Source organism: Burkholderia sp. AU45274 (assembly GCF_030482505.1).
Classification (GTDB): Bacteria; Pseudomonadota; Gammaproteobacteria; order Burkholderiales; family Burkholderiaceae; genus Burkholderia.
The window spans coordinates 175,919-191,493 of the sequence record NZ_JAUJQE010000011.1; the positions used below are offsets into that span (position 1 = coordinate 175,919).

The following is a 15,575-nucleotide window of genomic DNA, read 5'->3' on the forward strand; positions in this document are numbered from 1 at the left end:
GGATCGACGGCGCAGCGGCGACTCCGCGGCGATGCGACGGGTTGCGTGGCGACGAAATGCAGATGGGGTTGTCGCGGCGGAGAGCCGCATAGACGGGACGTTGGTGCAAGGGGCACATGGAAGTGCCGCCACGGGTGATGCTGTCAATGCAGCTCGCATTGCCTGCACCGGCTGATTCGACGGCAATGCGCGAGCGGGAAAGCGGGCGATCGGCGTTGCGATCGCGGCGCGAGGATTCGTTACGGTGGCCGAAACGAGGCGGCCGAAACGAGATGGCCGGCTGCCGCGCGCAGCCGTTGCCGGGGCGAATGTATGCGGAAGAACACCGCGTACTCACGGCGCACGGCGTTCTCTCGGCCGCACGCGACTCCGATGCCGTGTGCGTGAAGATGGGCTTACCGGGCTTACCTGATCTGCGGCAGCGCGACCCAGGTGAGCGTGTTGGCCGGATCGACCAGCGTGTCGTCGACGTGGGTGATCACGTGCCGGCCGTCCGGCCCAATTGCGACGTTGACGCTTTCCGTCAGCGCCAGCCGGATCGACAGGTCGATTGCCGCCGGGTCGCGAACGCCGACCTCGAAGGTGATGCCGCTCGTGCGCGCGGCGGGATTCGTCACGAGATCCGGCTGGTTCTTGCGGACCCATTCGACGACCGCGACGAACACCGGATCCGTGTCGCCGGAGAAATTCATCGCGAGCACGTGGGCCGTGTACCGGTATTCGAACGACGGCGTCAGCGTGCCGGTGGTCGCAATCGATCCTTGCTCGACGAGCACGGTCAGCGCGCCCGGTTCGGTTCCGAGTGACGGGATGGCGGCGACGAGCGCCTGCCGCAGGCTGTCTGGCTTAATCATGCGGATGCGCTCCGTGGCGGGTTGCGGGCGTGCCGGCCTGGCATGCCGCGATCATGTCGACTTGCGCCGCGCAGGTCGCCCAGGCCGCCTTCGCGAGCGTGAGCGCGGCATCGAGCTCACCGTTGGTGCGGGGCGCGAGCATCGGCAGCGTGCAGGGGCTCACCGCCTGGCACGTATTCGACGTAAGCGTCGGCGCCGGTGAGAGCGGGATTGGCTTGCAGGCGGACAACGTCGTCAGGCAGACGAGTACCAGCCCAGGCGCGAAGCGCGGCGTTTTCATCGGTCAATCTCCGGTTTTCAAGTCGGGTGGCGTCGAGCTTCGACGCGATCGCGGCCTGCGAGCGGTCGAGCCGGGCCTGCTGTCGGGCGCGCTCGGCGGTGTCCTGCCGCATGCGCGCGATGACGTCGTCGCGCCCGGCGAGCGCCTGTCGTGCCTCGACGAGTTGCTGCCGTGTGGCGCCCAGGTCGGCGCGCAGCGCATGCACGACCAGCGCCGCGACGGCGCACGCGGCAAGCGCGGCGACGCAGGCGGCGAATTTCGCGGCGAGCCCGTTCATGCGGCGGACGGGGCGCCGGTCGATGCGGATCCGCCCGGCGTCGACGCGGCCGGTTGCGACGCATAGCGGTCATAGGCGCGCGCGAGCTTCACGTCGTAGAGGTTCGCCGCGTAGTCGGGGCCGTTGTACGCGCGTGCGAATGCGGCCCACTGGCGGTCGCGGAGCGCGCGGCGCAGCGCGTCGTCGGCCGCGATGTAACGGACGAAGACGTCGAGATGCCGGGCTTCGCCGCTTTCCATGCACGCGACGAATTCGTCGATGCCGGCATAGCCGAGACGCGCCCAGTGATAGCCCATCACCTGGAACGCGCCCCAGCTCGCGGATTCCCACGCGGCGCCGGCATCGATCGACTCGGCCGTCGCGAGGCGCGTGTATTCCGCGGCGCCGCCGCGATAGCCGCCGCGCGTGCGCGACACGATGTCCGGCTGGCGCGCCGCGAACGGTGCGGGATCGATGCCGCGTGCCTGCAGCCGCTTCCAGAGCACGTGGCGTTCGAACAGGATCACGGGCCGGCCGTCGGGCAGGAACCCGGCGCCGCGCGACTCGACTTCGTTGACCGCGCGAATGCACGCGAGCGGCACGTCGAGCGTGCGTGCGGCGCGTTCGAGATCGGCGAGCGCGAGGTGGGTCGGATCGCGCCGGCCGGTGGCCAGCGCGGCGCAGGTCTTCGGGCCGGCGATGCCGTCGTCGACGAGGCCGGTGTTCCGTTGCAGCGCGATCACGGCGGCTTCGGTCGCCGCGTCGTAGAGGTGCGTGACCTGCACCGGATAGCCGGCGCGGATCAGCCGGCGTTGCAGCAGGCCGACGTCGTCGCCGTGGTCGCCGAGGCGGCGGGTCTTCATGATTCATTCACTCCTGAGCAGGCGGGCGACGTTGCCGCGCGTGCCGCAGACGGACATCGCCAGCAGCACGGCGGTAGCCGCCTCGAAGAAGCCGACGGAGCCGGCATGCAGCAGCAATTCGATCGATGCGCCGCCGGCGACCGCCACGACGATCCACGCGAACCAGGACGCGCGATGCCGGTGCCGCGCGCCGTTGCGCCGGTAGGTGAGCACGCGCACGAGCACGGCGACGTGGGCGCAGAGCGCGATCAGCACGAGCGGGAGCGGCATGTCATCCCCCCTTGCGGAACAGCGCGAGCAGGTCCAGCGTCTTGACCCGTTCGATGAGTTGCAGCGTGACGGCGATGACGAGCGCGGCCGCGAAGAACGCGGCGACGCCCGTCGAATGGATCGGGGTGGCGCCGACGATTTCCGGTGCGGCGAGATAGCCCATCACGAGCGAGATCAGCAAGTACGCGGCGCGCCGTGCGACGCCGATTTCCTTCGACGTGACGACCACGAGCGCGGCGCCCGTGAACGCGCCGATCAGCGCGTTGCCGTCGATGCCGGGCGCGAGCCCGGCGACGCCGATCGCGGCGGACAGCATCGCGGCGGTGGTGAGGTTCGGTTCGGCCATGCGGGCGATTCCAGGGTCAGTCAAACAGTTGCAGCAACGGCCGGGCGCGCGTGGCGGTGTCGAGCGGCGGCAAATGGACGGGCGTGCCGGCCGGCAGCACGACGCCGAGGCTGGCGAGCCCGGTGTTGGCTTCGAGCACCGTTTCGACGGTGCCGTCCGTGCGGCCATAGTGGCGCCAGCACAGCGCGTCGACGGTGTCGCCCTGCAAGGTGCGTACGATCATGGCCGGCGCTCCCGATGCGGGAGCGCGTCGCAGTCGCCGGCCGGCGCGGGGTGGAGGCTTGTCGATGTCGTGCTGCTTGCCATGGCGAGGTCCCGGGCAGTGAGGCAGTGGAGAGGGTTCCCATGGTCGAGCTTCGCCGGGCGGCGTTCAACGACACGCATGCGTCGCCTGTGCGGAGACGCAGCGCGGCGCGTGTCGCGACGTGCATCGGGCCTTACGCTTTCCGTGGGGGGCTTGATGGGCGCTCGACGGGCACGTCACGGGCGGATGCGGCGCGAGCCGTGCAGCCGGATTGCAGCTGGCGTGAGCCGGGGCGGCCTTGATTGACCTTGTGCAGCCTTGGTTTTGCGCTGTGCGACGCGTGTCGAGCCCTTGCCGGGCAAGGGCGGGGGGAACGTAGGTAAAACTCCGAAGGCAGGGGTTGCCGATGCACGGCGTGCGCCTGCCGCCGCACCGTCATGCGAGAATCCCCTGCAACGACCACTCCAAGCGACGATCGCGGCGGCCGTCCGCGCATCGCGCCGACTCCCGATGGCTGCCATCCTGTCTACCCCGACCGCAGTCGATGCCCGCGCGCTGACCGATGCGCAGCAGGCATTGCTCGCGCGTCTGCACGCCTATTCCCCCGACGATCCGACCGCGCCCCTGCCGTACAGCCGGCGCCTTGCCGAAGCCGAAGGCTGGTCGCATGCGCATGCGCTGGCCGTGATCGACGAATACAAGCGCTTCGCGTTCCTCGCGCAGGCGGCCGGCCATCCGGTCACGCCGTCGGTCGCGGTCGATGCCGCGTGGCATTTCCACCTGCAGTACACGCTCGAATACTGGGACGTCTTCTGCGCCGGCGTGCTGCGCGCGCGGCTGCATCACATGCCCGGCACGGGCGCGCCGGACGAAGCCGCCGTGTACGTGCAGCGCTATCGCGACACGCTCGACAGCTATCGCAGGCTGTTCGGCTGCGAGCCGCCCGAAGCGATCTGGCCGCGCCCCGTCGCCGAGGCCGTGCCCGCCGACGCCCCGGTGCAGCGCGCGGAACGGCGCGACGGCCCGTCGAGCGCGCCCGCCGCGCGCCCGCGACGTTGGCGGCGCATCGCGAAGTTCGCGTGGCCGACGGCGGCGATCAGCGTCGCGGCGACCTGCGCGAGCGCGAGCGATTTCAATGTGCTGGACTTCTCGGGGCCGGACTTTCTCGGGTTGTTCTACGTGCCGCTCTGCACCGCCGCGCTGCTGCTGATCGCCGGCCTGCAGTGGATCGAATACCGCCACCGGGTGTGGGGAACGCGCGCCCCCGAATCGTCGCCTGACCTGAGCGCGGAGGAAGCGGCGTATCTCGCGGGCGGCGGTGCGCGGATGGCGCAGGTCGTGATGCTGTCGCTCGCGCATGCCGGTGCGATCGAGCTGCGGATGAGCAGGGGTCACGACGCGCGGGTGCGGATCGACGATCCGCGACACGCAGGCGTGTATGGCGCCGACTGGGAATGGCTGCGGCGGCAACCCGGCGGCGAGACGAGCTGCTACGCGTTTCGTCAGCGTCTCGCGTGGCGCGAAGCCGACTGCGCCGCGGCGTTGCAGCGCAAAGGCTGGCTCTGGGCGCCGGGCGAGATGCGGGCGACGCGGATGGCCGCGCGCGCGATCCTGCTGCTCGTGTTCGGCGCGGGCGCGGCGAAGCTCGCGGTCGGCCTGAGCCGTGGCCGGCCCGTGCTGCTGCTGATGATGGTCATGGCGGCGTTCATGGTCGCGTACCACTTCATGGTCGAACGCCTGCCCGGCGTCGGGCGCGGCGGCATGACGCGCGGCGGCGAGGCGGCGCTCGACGCGCACCGCGAGCAACGCCGGGGCGACCGCGCGACGCCGGACGGGCTCTTGTGGACGGCCGCGCTGTTCGGCGCCGGCGCGCTCGCCGGCACCGTGTGGGCCGCGCATTCGAACGTGCTGATGGCGCCGCCGCCCGTTGCCGTGCAAACCGGCGGGTCGAGCGGTTCGTTCGACTCGGGCGCCGGAGACAGCAGCAGTTCGAGTTCGTGCAGTTCGTCGAGCTCATGCAGCTCGAGCAGTTGCGGCGGCTGTTCGAGCACCTGAGCACAGCGCGCGCTGCCGGGATAGCGCGCCGCGCCGCCAGCGTCAGGCAGGCGGCACGGCGCGCACAGACTTACGCGAGCGCGGCATCGGCGTGCGTGCGTGCCTGCGCGGCACGCCCGTCGCCCGCCTCGACGATCAGCGTCCAGTCGAACGCCGGCAGTGCGCAGAGTTGCTCGACGGTGGCCGTGTACTCGTGCGCGGGCGCGTGCAGGTAGCGCACCTTGTCGGTCCATTCGGGCAGCGGCGCCTGCGACGTGGTCACCACGACCGCCAGCAGATCCTGCTCCGGCCGTCGTGCGATGTCCTGCAGGCTCAGCCGGACCTGGTCGAGGTCGCCCTCGGCGTCCAGGATCAGCGCGCCGGGGATCGGCGCATCGGGGTGGCCGGGCGGGTTGCCGATCGCGCCTTTGTCGATGCACTGCTGATACACGTGGCGATAGCGCGGCAGCGCCTGCTGCAGCGCGTGATGCTTGCGGACCTTCGCCTGCGCCGTGCGCGCGAGCCCGCGGCGCAGCGCCGGGTTCGCGATCAGCCGCTCGAGCGCGTCGACCCAGGCCTGCGGCGCATCCGGAACCAGCAGGCCGTCGCAGCCGTCGTGCAGCGCGAAGCGATAGGCGGGCCGGTCGCTGACGATCGACGCGATGCCGGCCGCCGCGTATTCCTGCCACTGGATCGTGCTCGTGCCGGCGTTGTAGTCGTGGTCGGCGAGCGGCAGCAGCGCGATGTCCCAGCGCCGTTCCGGCAGGCGTTGCGCGTGCGCGTCGTAGTCGTGAAGCTCGGGCTCGCACCCGGCGGCCGGGTGGCCGGCCCAGCCCGGCGGGACGTCCGCGCCGACGAAACTCACCCGGACCTTGCCGGGATGGCGCGCGCAGATCGCCTGCAGCGCCGCGTCGACGAGCGCGAAGTTGTCGGCGCGCAGCGACGCGCCGGCGATGCCGATCGTCACGCAGTCGTCGCCGCGCGCCGTCACGGGGCGGTAGAACCGGTCGAAGTCCACGCTGTCGGGCAGCACGTGAACGCGCGGATGCGACAGCCGGTAGCGGCTGGCGATGAACGGCGTGGATACGATCACGGCGTCCGCGTTGCGCAGCACGAGCTCGATCCCCGCGCGGGCCATCCCGCCTTGCGCGGCGAGCGGATGCGCGGCCGGCAGGTCGGTCAGCAGGTCGTCGGTCTCGTAGATCACCGGCTTTTCATGCTTGAAGATCGTATACAGGTCGTTGCCCGTCAGCATGCCGGGCGCCAGCCGGTGCAGCAGGATGGCGTCGGCCGTGGCCAGCACGCTGCTGTCGAGCTGGCCGTCCCGGAAGCCCGGGACGAGTTCCCATTCATCGTTCAGCAGACCGAACGGCAGCGTGAGGCGAATTCGCGACGACGCGCATGCGTCCGGATCGATCGAATACACGACCAGGCGCTTGCCGCGCGGTGCGGCGTCCGCAGTCGCGGCGACGGGCGCCAGCGTCCGGTTCTCCGCCAGCAGCCGCGCGTACAGCGCACCGTGGCGCGCGGCGTTGCGGCCGATGTCGTGCTGCGCGCGGATCGCATCCTGCGCGGCCGCGGCGAGCTGCGCGCGGGTGTGCGGATGCTCGATCAGGTGCGCGATCGCGTCGACCCACGCGTCGGCGGTGTCGGCGACGAGCCAGGCCGTGCTGCCGTGGACAAGCGGGCCGCCTTGCGCCGGCGTGGCGACGAGCACCGTGGCCGCGCCGGCCGCCGAGCATTCGAGCCATGCGCGCGGCGGCGCATCGTCGCGCAACGTGACGGGCGCCGCGACCAGCGCGATGTCGAGGTCCGCGCGCTTCAGCGCGTCGGCGTAGCGGTCGTAAGGGGCAGGCTCCGCGATCAGCGTGACGTCCGGTTCGCGATCCCAGCCGGCCGGCAGCGCCGCGCCGACGAACGACACCCGGAGCTTCCCCGGAAACCGGCGGCGGAGCTCGGCCAGCGCCTGGCGGACCTGCTCGAGACGCACGCCGTCGAGCCCGGTGCCGGAAACCGCGAGGTTCACGTGATCGCGCACGCCGGGCGCCGCGCGGTGCAGACGTTCGAGATCGACGCCGGTCGGCAGCGCGTGCACCGAGGCGTTGACATGACGGTACTCCCGCACCAGCGTTTCCGACGGCACGACGATCGCATGCGCGCGCTGCACGGCGCTGCGGATGCCCGCCTTGCGGCGCGCGTTGTCGGCCGCGCCGGGGAGGTCGGCGAGCAGCGTGTCGAGCGGCACGTCGATGTCGAGGACGACCGGCTTGCCGAGCGAGAACAGGTGTTCCAGCGTGGCGGCGGACAGCAGGCCCGGCGTGTCGCCCTGCAGCACGATCAGGTCCGCGCGCTGCAGCGCGTCGGGATCGATGCCGGCTGGCGTGACCGGGAACGTCAGCGCCCATTCGCGGTCCAGCCGCGCGAACGGCTGCGCGAAGCGCAGGCTGGTGCGCGCGTGGTCGGCCGGTTCGGCGGTGACGACCGCGATGCACGAGCGCGGCGCGGACGCGGGCTGTCCGTGGGCGGCGGCGCCCGTCGCGACGGCCTGCGCATCCAGCGTGTCCGCATGGGCCTGGGTCCGCTCGACGAAGTGCTGCAACTGCTGCCAGAACGTCTCCTCTTCCTTCAGGTAGACGCCGCGCGCTTCGTGAACGGTGGCCTTCGCGTGGGCGATCTCGTGTTCGTCGAGCCCCCACGCGATGCCCTTGCCGTCCATCACCCACCGGGTCGGCTCCGACAGCGACGCGTCATTCATGATGCACACGACCGGGCAGCCGCACAGCAGCGCTTCGAACACGGCGGTGGACCATTCGTACATGTACACGCACTCGACCTGCCGGAACAGCGCCGCGAGTTCGTGCGCCGAACGTTCCGGCACGCGGGTCGAGATTTCGATCGACTCGGCGGTGACCGGATGCAGCGTGCCGCCGCGCCGCAGGTGGCGATTGATGAAGACGGCCGTGCCGTTGCGGCGGGCGTCGTCGACCCCGTCGCTGTTGAAGATGCGCGTGTCGACCAGCGGTATGCGCAGCAGGTCCGCCTGCCATTCCTCGGGCACCAGCGACGGCCCGAACGTGAAGATGAGGTCGTCCGGCTGCAGGCTGATCGGTTCGCCGTTGATGCGGCCGGGCTCGGCCAGCAGGTAGCGCACGACGCAGCGCGCGTTGAACGGATTGCCGGTGACGACGTCCGGGTAGACGACGATCGGGCTGCGGTTCGCGCGGGCGTGCGCCTGCGCGATGTCGTTGGTCAGCGGCGGCGTGCGCAGCTCGGGATGCACGACCGCCGTGCAGACGTACGCTTCGTGGCCGAGCAGGTTCAGCACGTGGCACAGGTAGTGCATCGCGCGGATCCCGCCGGAGGTTTGCCGGAAATTCGGCGCGAGGATGTAGTACGGGTGGTCGAGTCGCGTAAAGATGCGCGAACCGCCGTGCGCCAGGCCAGGTGTGGGAGTCGTCATCGTTATCGGGTGCGGTAGAAATCGAAGACCACGTCGAGGATGCGATCCTGTTCGGCTTCGGTCATGTCGTGGTACAGCGGCAGCCGGACGAGCCGGTCGGCGACGAGGTCCGTCACCGCCATGCCGGAGCCGCAGCGCCCGTAGCGCTGGCCGGCCGGCGAACTGTGCAGCGGCACGTAGTGGAACACCGCGTTCACGCCCACCGCGCGGATCTGCTGCAGCAGCGCGGTGCGTTCGGCGAGGTCGCGTGCGAGGAAATAGAACATGTGGCCGTTGCCGCGCTCGGCGAGCGAAATCGCGGGCAGCTCGATCAGCCCGTCCGCGTGCAGCGGCTGCAGCGCGTCCTGGTAGCGCTGCACGGTCGCGCGCCGCTGCGCCGTGATCACGTCCGCGTGCTCGAACTGCGCGTACAGGAACGCCGCGATCAGCTCGCCCGGCAGGAACGACGAGCCGACGTCGACCCAGGTGTACTTGTCCACCTGCCCGCGAAAGAACTGGCTGCGGTTGGTGCCCTTCTCGCGGATGATCTCCGCGCGCTCGACGAGGCGCGGGTCGTTGACCAGCAGCGCGCCGCCTTCGCCCGAGATCACGTTCTTGGTCTCGTGGAAGCTGAGGCACGCGAGGTGGCCGAGGCTGCCGAGCGGCTTGCCGTTCCACGTCGACTGCAGTGCCTGGGCGGCGTCCTCGATCACCCACAGGTCGTGGTCCGCCGCGAGCTGCCCGATCACGTCCATGTCGCAGGCGACGCCTGCGTAGTGCACCGGCACGATCGCGCGCGTGCGCTTGGTGATCGCGGCGGCGATCTGCGTCTCGTCAAGGTTCAGCGTGTCGCGGCGGATGTCGACGAACACCGGCGTCGCGCCGCGCAGCACGAACGCGTTGGCGGTCGACACGAACGTGTAGGACGGCATGATCACTTCGTCGCCGGGCTGCACGTCGGCGAGGAGCGCGGCCATCTCGAGCGCGGCCGTGCACGAGTGCGTGAGCAGCGCGCGCTGGCAGCCGATGCGTGCTTCCAGCCAGCGGTGGCAGAGCTTCGTGAACGCCTGGTCGCCGGCGAGGCCGCCCTGCTCGACCGCTTTCGCGATGTAGTAGAGCTCCTTGCCGACCACGAACGGGCGGCCGAACGGAATGCAGTCGAGGTTGGGTGGGCCGAACATGGTCAGGCTCCGCATCAAGGGGTGGGACGTCCGGCCGCGCGGCTCGCGCGCGGCGCCGCTCAGGTGTCCTTGCGGACGAGAATCGTGAATTCGTACAGGCCGTAGTCGTGCAGCAGCGCGACGTGGCGCGAATAGCGGCGCTTGCAGCGATCGAACAGCGCGCACGGGTCCGCGTAGTACAGGAGGTCCGGGCGCATGAACGGCGGATCGGAATACGACGTCAGGCAGTTGAACGAGAAGCCCAGTCGGCTCGTCGCGTGCAGCGTGTCGAGCGTCGCGTGGATGTAGTCGAGCCACGCGTCGTCGTCGTGACCGCGCCTGACGTTGAAGATGCCGGAGGCGATCCCGTAGTCCGACGCGGCCTGCGGCACCGCGCCGACATGAAACGCGACGTTCGCGTCGTCGCGGTAGCGCTGCCGCGCGGCGTCGACCATGTCGGACGAGATGTCGTAGCCTGCATACGCGAAACCGTCGGGCAGCGCGCGCGCCTTCAGGAAATCGACCAGCGCGCCGTAGCCGCAGCCGATGTCGTTCACCGAGTGGCCGCCGGACGCGGGCAGGATCTTCGTCAGTTGTTCGAAGCGCAGGAACTGGCCGGTTTCGCCGTTCCAGTCGACGCCGCGTGCGGTCGCGCCGTGCTCCGCCAGCCGCGCGCTGTAGTACGCGGCCACTTCTTCCAGCAGGCTCGCATGCCGGGATTCGCTCATGGGCATCACCTCAGTCTTTCGAGGTCAGCGCGTACCGGCGCGCTTCGGGACCGCAGTTGAACAGCACGTCGAGCACCGTCACGCCGTGGACGAAGTCGCCCCACTGCTGCGGATACTCGGGATAGGCCGGATAGTCGAACCAGCGCACCGCGACGCCGGCATCGGCGAACAGGTTCTCGTCGAGGTAGCTGCGCGCGGCCGGGCCGGACAGGTACTCGGTCGCGCCCGCCTGCACGCACAGGTTCAGCAGCTTCTCGGTGCGGTCGCCGTGCAGCGCATAGTCCGACGTCGACGACACGCGCGTGCCGATCTCCAGTTGCCGGAGGACCCACGTCAGCATCGCGGCATTCAGCTCGCTCAGCATCCCGTAGGTTCGGCCGGTGTAGAGCGCTTCGAGCTCGTCCGCATAGCGCGCGAAGTGCGGCGCGCGTGCGTAGTTCTGCTGCAGGGCCTTCCAGTGCAGCGGCGCCCAGTCGGCGCCGTCGATCTCGGTTTCGCGGATCGACTGGTGATACTTGCCCTTCACCTTCACCGGCACGCTCAGCCATTGCACGCCCTGCGGCGTCTTGATCTGGTTGCGGTTGCGCCAGTCGCGGCGCGTGTACTGCGCGTCGTCGTAGAGGATGAACTCGTCGCTGGCGGCGATCAGGTCGAAGTAGCCCTTCCACGGAATGTAGTTGGACTGGACGATCGCCACCCGCTTCGCGTCGCGGTTCATGGTCGCACCGCTCATGCCGGAATGTGGCCGTACCGGTACATGTCGACGAGCTCGGGCGGAATGCCCCAGTCCGTCGCGCCCAGCTTGTCGTGCAGCGCCTCCAGGTCCGCGCGGATCGCGTTCTGGAGCTGTTCGACCATGCGGTTGCGCGCCGGCACGAAGTCGTGCTGGTACGCGGCATTGATCTGATGGCGTACCGTCTTCGCGATCGCGGCCTCGCGCGTCATGTTGCGGATCAGCTTGCGTTCGGGCGCGAGTTCCGCGTAGCGCGGGTCGATCGGCTCGCCGCGCATCGCCGCGACGAGATCGCGGCTCAGCACCGGCGACAGGTGGAAGCCGTCGCGCTTGGTGCCGCCGAGAATCCACAGGTCGCGCACGCTGGTTTCGCCGAACAGCGGATACAGGTCGGACGTCGTCGGCCGCCAGCCGACGTTGACGTTGACCAGGCTCGCGCGCGAGAAGCGGGTGTTGATCTGGTCCATCGCCGACTTCAGCAGCGTGTACGCGCTGCCGGCGTGGCCGTGCTCGTGCGGCACCGGGCTGATATAGTTGCTGGCGCCGACGAGGGTCCGGTCAGGCCCGTGCGGCGCCGAATACACGCCGCACGCGAGGCCGCGGTTGGTCGTGCGCACGCAGTGCGTGTGCACGTTCTCCGCGCTCTGCAGTTCGATCGACATGCCGACGCCGTAGAACATCCGCTGCACCGGCAGCTCGGGCAGGCTCGCCTGCAGCACGCGCGTCACGTTGGCGCCGTTGCAGAGGATGAAGCGGTCCGCGCCGAGCACGCTGCCATCGGACAGGCGTGCCCCGGTGACGCGTCCGGCCGCGGTGTCGAGCCGCTCGACCTCGGCGTCGATGAAGCGCACGTTGGCGGCTTGCGCGACCGACTCGGTCAGCGCGTCGAGAAACTGTTTCGGATTGACCCAGCCTTCGCGTTTCAGGAAGACCGCCTTCAGCGCGCGATAGCGCGGGTCCGGATGATAGTTCGGGATCCCTGACGGATCGACCGCCTCGCAGGGCTCCTCGAATTCGCGGCAGAACCGCTGCATGGCCGCGAAGTTCTCGTCGTCGAGCGCGTCGGTCGCCGCGTTGTTCAGCACGAAGGTGCCGAAGCCGTGCGCGATCGCGCGCGCCGGCGTGCAGATTTCAGCGAATACGGCGGGCCAGGCCGCCGTCGCGCCGCGGCTCAGCTCGAACTTGAAGCGGTCGATCGGCGTGCCGAGCGAATCGCCTTCCAGCTCGGTGAACGAATTGAGCATCGCCGCCGCGGCGCGCGTGGCCGAGCCGGGCCGATGCGCGTGGCCCACGATCACGAGCTCGACGCCCGGGTCCGCCCGCTGCCATGCGCGGGCCGTCATCAGGCCGAGAATGCCGTTGCCGAGGATCGCGATTTTCATTTGCGTGTGCCTCCACCCTCGGGGAACGACAGGTAGCACAGCGACGGATAGGCCGCCGCCTTGTGGATCTGGTGCGGACGGTTGCCGAGCAGGTCGCGCAGGTAATGGACGCCTTCCGCGGGCAGCTGGCCGCCGCGGGTGAGCTGCCAGAACGCGACGATGCCGCCGGGCACCAGCCGCTCCATCACCGCGTCGAACGCGTGCCGGGTCGGCTCGATCACGTTCAGGTCGAACCACGCGAGCGCGACCATCTCGCCGGGATGCGCTTCGCCGAATGCCGCCAGCGTGTCGCGGCAATCGCCTTCCCACACGTGGTGCTTGTCATGCACGTGCCCCATCGCGTTGCTGCGCTCGTGCAGGTTCAGCAGCTTGCGCAGCAGGTCGGCGTACTCGCCGGACAGCGAGTACGTGCCGTCTGAGAACAGCTTGCGGTCGCGCGTGTCGTGCTCGGCGAAGCCCGTGTAGCCCGTGAACGTATCGAATGCGTGGATGCGGCGCTGGAAGTTCAGCGGTTCGAGAATCGCGCGGAAGTTCTCGCACAGCACGGCGGTCTGCCCGCGCCACGTGCCGAGATCGAGGATCGCGCCCGGCAGCGGCACGATTTTTTGATAAATCTCGAAGGTCGCGAGAATGCGTGCGAGGAGCGAGCCGCGCACGAACAGGCCGAGCGACCGTTCCAGTTCCTCGCGCGTCGCGGGGTAGGTCTGCATCAGGTCGAACAGTTCGCGGCGCGCCGCGAGCTGATCGCCATCTGCGTTGGTGATGATCGCTGATTCGTGCATACACAGGGCTCCAGGCACAAAGGGTGTGGCCGGACGAGCGCGTGTCGGCGCGGTGGCATCGGAATGCGCAACCGTCCGAACGTCGCAGGTCGGACATCTTTCTACGATCAAGTCTAGCGAGCGTCGCCAGGATCGAATGTCGGATTAGCGGGTGGTTTCACCCCGCATTTCGATGGATGCGCGGGTGTCCGGCGCGCATTCGGCGCGCCCGCGGGTGCGGCTTGCAGTCGCGGGAATAGCGACCAATTCCAGCACCTGCTCGCCGGATTGGAACGCGGCGTGCGCGAGGAGAATTCGGACACGTCGGAGACCGTCGGTGCGTGCGTCCGCGGGCGAAGGCGTGCGCCGGCGCAGGGGTGCCGGCCGCGATTCGAATCCCGTATTGGCTACCAGGACGACTTAGCTCATGATGCCCACCTCCCCCGCCGCCGCCACGATCGAACAGGCGCTGGCGCACCATCAGGCCGAACGGTTCGACGAGGCCGAGACGCTGTACCGGCAGATCCTCGACACCGATCCCCGGCACGCGGACGCGCTTCACCTCCTCGGCCTGATCGGTCATCAGCACGGGCGCTATCGGGAGGCATCCGACCTGATCATGGCGGCGATCGAGATCAGGCCGGACGCGATGTACTACTACAACCTCGGCAACGTGATGCAGGCGGACAACCGTCACGCCGCCGCCGCCGAGTGCTTTCGTCTCGCCATCGAGCTGCGACCCGACTACGTCGATGCGTACAACAACCTCGGCAACGCGCTGCGGCTCGCCGGCGACGCCCGCGCGGCCGTCGATGCGTTCTGCCAGGCCATCGCGCTGAAGCCGGACAACGGCCAGGCCTACAACAACCTTGCGAATGCGCTGTTCGACCTGAATGAGATTCCGGCCGCGCTCGAGGCGTACCGGCACGCGGTCGCGCTGCGCCCCGAACTGCCGGAGCCGCGCAGCAACCTGCTGTTCGCGAGCCACTGCAGCGAGGCGTTCGACCACGACGCCTATCTCGCCGAGGCCGAGCGCTACGACGCAGTCGTCACGCGGTGCGCGACGCCGTGGACGGACTGGCTCGTCGACTTGACCGCCTGCGCCGGGCGGCCGCTCAAGGTCGGCATCGTGTCGGGCGACCTGAAGGCGCATCCGGTCGGCTATTTCATCGAGAGCATGCTGAAGCATCTCGACCCGAACCGGATCGAGATGCATGCGTACCCGACGCGCGACGTCGAGGACGACGTGACCGCCCGCCTCAAGCCGGCCTTCGCGACGTGGACCTGCATTGCCGGGCTGAGCGACGAAGCGGCGGCCGCGCGTGTTCGCGCGGACCGCATCGACGTGCTGCTCGACGCGGCGGGCCACACGGTCTACAACCGCCTGCCCCTGTTCGCGTGGAAGCCGGCGCCGCTGCAGGCGAGCTGGCCCGGTTATTTCGCGAGCACCGGCGTGCGGGCGATCGACTACGTGATCGGCGACCGTCACGTGCTGCCGCCCGCCGAGGCCGCGCATTTCACCGAGCGGCCGTGGCATCTGCCGGACAGCTATCTGTGCTTCACGCCGCCGGCCGAGCCTGTCGACGTCGGCGCGCTGCCGATGCTCGCGAACGGCCATCCGACCTTCGGCTATTTCGGCAAGCTCGCGAAGATCACCGAGCACGTCGTCGCGGTCTGGTCGCGCGTGCTGCAATCGGTCGCGGGCGCGAAGCTGTTCGTGAAGGCGGAGCATCTCGACGATCCGCGCGAGCAGCAGGCGCTTGCCGCGCGCTTCGCGGCGCACGGCATCGACGCGCGGCGCCTGATCCTCGAAGGCCGCTCGCCGCGCGCCGAATACCTGGCCGCGTACCGGCGCGTCGACCTGATGCTGAGCCCGTTCCCGTATCCGGGCGGCACGACGACCGCCGAAGCGCTGTGGATGGGCGTACCCGTTCTGTGCCGGCGCGGCGAGCGCTTCCTGTCGCACATCGCCGAGAGCCTGCTGCATTCGGCGCGGCTGCCCGAGTGGATCGCGGACGACGACGACGCGTATGTCGCGAAGGCCGTCGCGCAGGTCGGCCAGCCCGCCGAGCTGGCGGCGCTGCGCACGACGCTGCGCGCGCAGGTGCTCGCGTCGCCGCTGTGCGACGCGCCCCGCTTCGCGCGCCACTTCGAGGACGCACTGCACGGCATGTGGGCGCAGCACGTCGAAGCCGCGTCGGGCGCAACCGTGTGAGGCCGCTCAC

Annotated in this window: 15 protein-coding genes; 2 read left to right on the forward strand and 13 right to left on the reverse strand. The window is 69.8% G+C overall.

From position 1 onward, the window contains the following. Nucleotides 1-404: 404 nt before the first annotated feature. The 7 genes from QZM35_RS30910 to QZM35_RS30940 are packed head-to-tail and all read right to left on the reverse strand — an operon-like array spanning nt 405 to nt 3,092. Nucleotides 405-854, reverse strand: coding sequence for a phage tail protein (locus tag QZM35_RS30910; RefSeq protein WP_089424209.1), 450 nt, complete (start codon nt 852-854; stop codon nt 405-407). Then, the gene (gene lysC / locus QZM35_RS30915) at nt 847-1,083 is read right to left on the reverse strand and encodes an Rz1-like lysis system protein LysC (protein WP_226207559.1); all 237 of its coding nucleotides are present in this window, start codon (nt 1,081-1,083) and stop codon (nt 847-849) included. The genes QZM35_RS30910 and lysC overlap by 8 nt, the downstream gene beginning before the upstream one ends. Beyond that, nucleotides 971-1,411 (reverse strand): Rz-like lysis system protein LysB, encoded by a 441-nt coding sequence (gene lysB / locus QZM35_RS30920; RefSeq protein WP_089424210.1) that lies wholly within the window; start codon nt 1,409-1,411, stop codon nt 971-973. The genes lysC and lysB overlap by 113 nt, the downstream gene beginning before the upstream one ends. Then, on the reverse strand, nt 1,408-2,253 hold the full coding sequence (locus tag QZM35_RS30925) for an N-acetylmuramidase family protein (RefSeq protein WP_301777417.1): 846 nt from the start codon (nt 2,251-2,253) through the stop codon (nt 1,408-1,410). The genes lysB and QZM35_RS30925 overlap by 4 nt, the downstream gene beginning before the upstream one ends. A 3-nt stretch (nt 2,254-2,256) precedes the next feature. Further along, nucleotides 2,257-2,523, reverse strand: a complete 267-nt coding sequence (locus QZM35_RS30930; RefSeq protein WP_089424212.1) for a phage holin family protein — start codon at nt 2,521-2,523, stop codon at nt 2,257-2,259. A 1-nt stretch (nt 2,524) separates the two neighbouring features. Next, a complete protein-coding gene (locus QZM35_RS30935) occupies nt 2,525-2,869 on the reverse strand; it encodes a putative holin (RefSeq protein ID WP_069246837.1) in 345 nt (114 codons plus the stop codon). 16 nt (nt 2,870-2,885) lie between these two features. Beyond that, nucleotides 2,886-3,092 carry a tail protein X gene (locus tag QZM35_RS30940; RefSeq protein WP_069246838.1) on the reverse strand — a complete coding sequence of 69 codons (207 nt, stop codon included), beginning with the start codon at nt 3,090-3,092 and terminating at the stop codon, nt 2,886-2,888. A gap of 531 nt (nt 3,093-3,623) precedes the next feature. On the opposite strand from QZM35_RS30940, the gene QZM35_RS30945 reads away from it, so the two are divergent. Further along, entirely contained in the window at nt 3,624-5,168 is a 1,545-nt protein-coding gene (locus QZM35_RS30945; protein WP_301777418.1) for a TIGR04222 domain-containing membrane protein, read from the forward strand. Between the two features lie 70 nt (nt 5,169-5,238). Here QZM35_RS30945 and QZM35_RS30950 read toward each other — a convergent pair whose 3' ends face one another. Genes QZM35_RS30950 through QZM35_RS30975 form a run of 6 tightly spaced genes read right to left on the reverse strand, consistent with a single transcriptional unit; the run spans nt 5,239 to nt 13,371 of the window. Then, entirely contained in the window at nt 5,239-8,607 is a 3,369-nt protein-coding gene (locus tag QZM35_RS30950) for a glycosyltransferase (RefSeq protein WP_301777419.1), read from the reverse strand. A gap of 2 nt (nt 8,608-8,609) precedes the next feature. Next, on the reverse strand, nt 8,610-9,767 hold the full coding sequence (gene rffA, locus QZM35_RS30955; protein WP_089424216.1) for a dTDP-4-amino-4,6-dideoxygalactose transaminase: 1,158 nt from the start codon (nt 9,765-9,767) through the stop codon (nt 8,610-8,612). Between the two features lie 59 nt (nt 9,768-9,826). Then, nucleotides 9,827-10,474: a class I SAM-dependent methyltransferase gene (locus QZM35_RS30960; protein ID WP_089424217.1), complete on the reverse strand. Its 648-nt coding sequence runs from the start codon at nt 10,472-10,474 to the stop codon at nt 9,827-9,829. A 10-nt stretch (nt 10,475-10,484) separates the two neighbouring features. Further along, nucleotides 10,485-11,207, reverse strand: a complete 723-nt coding sequence (locus tag QZM35_RS30965; RefSeq protein ID WP_089430446.1) for a WbqC family protein — start codon at nt 11,205-11,207, stop codon at nt 10,485-10,487. Continuing rightward, nucleotides 11,204-12,589, reverse strand: coding sequence for an FAD-binding oxidoreductase (locus tag QZM35_RS30970; RefSeq protein ID WP_089430447.1), 1,386 nt, complete (start codon nt 12,587-12,589; stop codon nt 11,204-11,206). The genes QZM35_RS30965 and QZM35_RS30970 overlap by 4 nt, the downstream gene beginning before the upstream one ends. After that, nucleotides 12,586-13,371: a class I SAM-dependent methyltransferase gene (locus QZM35_RS30975; RefSeq protein WP_089424220.1), complete on the reverse strand. Its 786-nt coding sequence runs from the start codon at nt 13,369-13,371 to the stop codon at nt 12,586-12,588. Before QZM35_RS30975 ends, QZM35_RS30970 begins: the two co-directional genes overlap by 4 nt. Nucleotides 13,372-13,777: 406 nt before the next feature. On the opposite strand from QZM35_RS30975, the gene QZM35_RS30980 reads away from it, so the two are divergent. Continuing rightward, nucleotides 13,778-15,565, forward strand: coding sequence for a tetratricopeptide repeat protein (locus QZM35_RS30980; RefSeq protein ID WP_301777420.1), 1,788 nt, complete (start codon nt 13,778-13,780; stop codon nt 15,563-15,565). Nucleotides 15,566-15,575: the final 10 nt, after the last annotated feature.

What these genes read in the sequence shown, in the direction of transcription:
- QZM35_RS30910 (WP_089424209.1), bottom strand. Translation starts at nt 854, where the DNA reads ATGATTAAGCCAGACAGCCTGCGGCAGGCGCTCGTCGCCGCCATCCCG.
- lysB (WP_089424210.1), bottom strand. Translation starts at nt 1,411, where the DNA reads ATGAACGGGCTCGCCGCGAAATTCGCCGCCTGCGTCGCCGCGCTTGCC.
- QZM35_RS30925 (WP_301777417.1), bottom strand. Translation starts at nt 2,253, where the DNA reads ATGAAGACCCGCCGCCTCGGCGACCACGGCGACGACGTCGGCCTGCTG.
- QZM35_RS30930 (WP_089424212.1), bottom strand. Translation starts at nt 2,523, where the DNA reads ATGCCGCTCCCGCTCGTGCTGATCGCGCTCTGCGCCCACGTCGCCGTG.
- QZM35_RS30935 (WP_069246837.1), bottom strand. Translation starts at nt 2,869, where the DNA reads ATGGCCGAACCGAACCTCACCACCGCCGCGATGCTGTCCGCCGCGATC.
- QZM35_RS30940 (WP_069246838.1), bottom strand. Translation starts at nt 3,092, where the DNA reads ATGATCGTACGCACCTTGCAGGGCGACACCGTCGACGCGCTGTGCTGG.
- QZM35_RS30945 (WP_301777418.1), top strand. Translation starts at nt 3,624, where the DNA reads ATGGCTGCCATCCTGTCTACCCCGACCGCAGTCGATGCCCGCGCGCTG.
- QZM35_RS30950 (WP_301777419.1), bottom strand. Translation starts at nt 8,607, where the DNA reads ATGACGACTCCCACACCTGGCCTGGCGCACGGCGGTTCGCGCATCTTT.
- rffA (WP_089424216.1), bottom strand. Translation starts at nt 9,767, where the DNA reads ATGTTCGGCCCACCCAACCTCGACTGCATTCCGTTCGGCCGCCCGTTC.
- QZM35_RS30960 (WP_089424217.1), bottom strand. Translation starts at nt 10,474, where the DNA reads ATGAGCGAATCCCGGCATGCGAGCCTGCTGGAAGAAGTGGCCGCGTAC.
- QZM35_RS30965 (WP_089430446.1), bottom strand. Translation starts at nt 11,207, where the DNA reads ATGAGCGGTGCGACCATGAACCGCGACGCGAAGCGGGTGGCGATCGTC.
- QZM35_RS30970 (WP_089430447.1), bottom strand. Translation starts at nt 12,589, where the DNA reads ATGAAAATCGCGATCCTCGGCAACGGCATTCTCGGCCTGATGACGGCC.
- QZM35_RS30975 (WP_089424220.1), bottom strand. Translation starts at nt 13,371, where the DNA reads ATGCACGAATCAGCGATCATCACCAACGCAGATGGCGATCAGCTCGCG.
- QZM35_RS30980 (WP_301777420.1), top strand. Translation starts at nt 13,778, where the DNA reads ATGATGCCCACCTCCCCCGCCGCCGCCACGATCGAACAGGCGCTGGCG.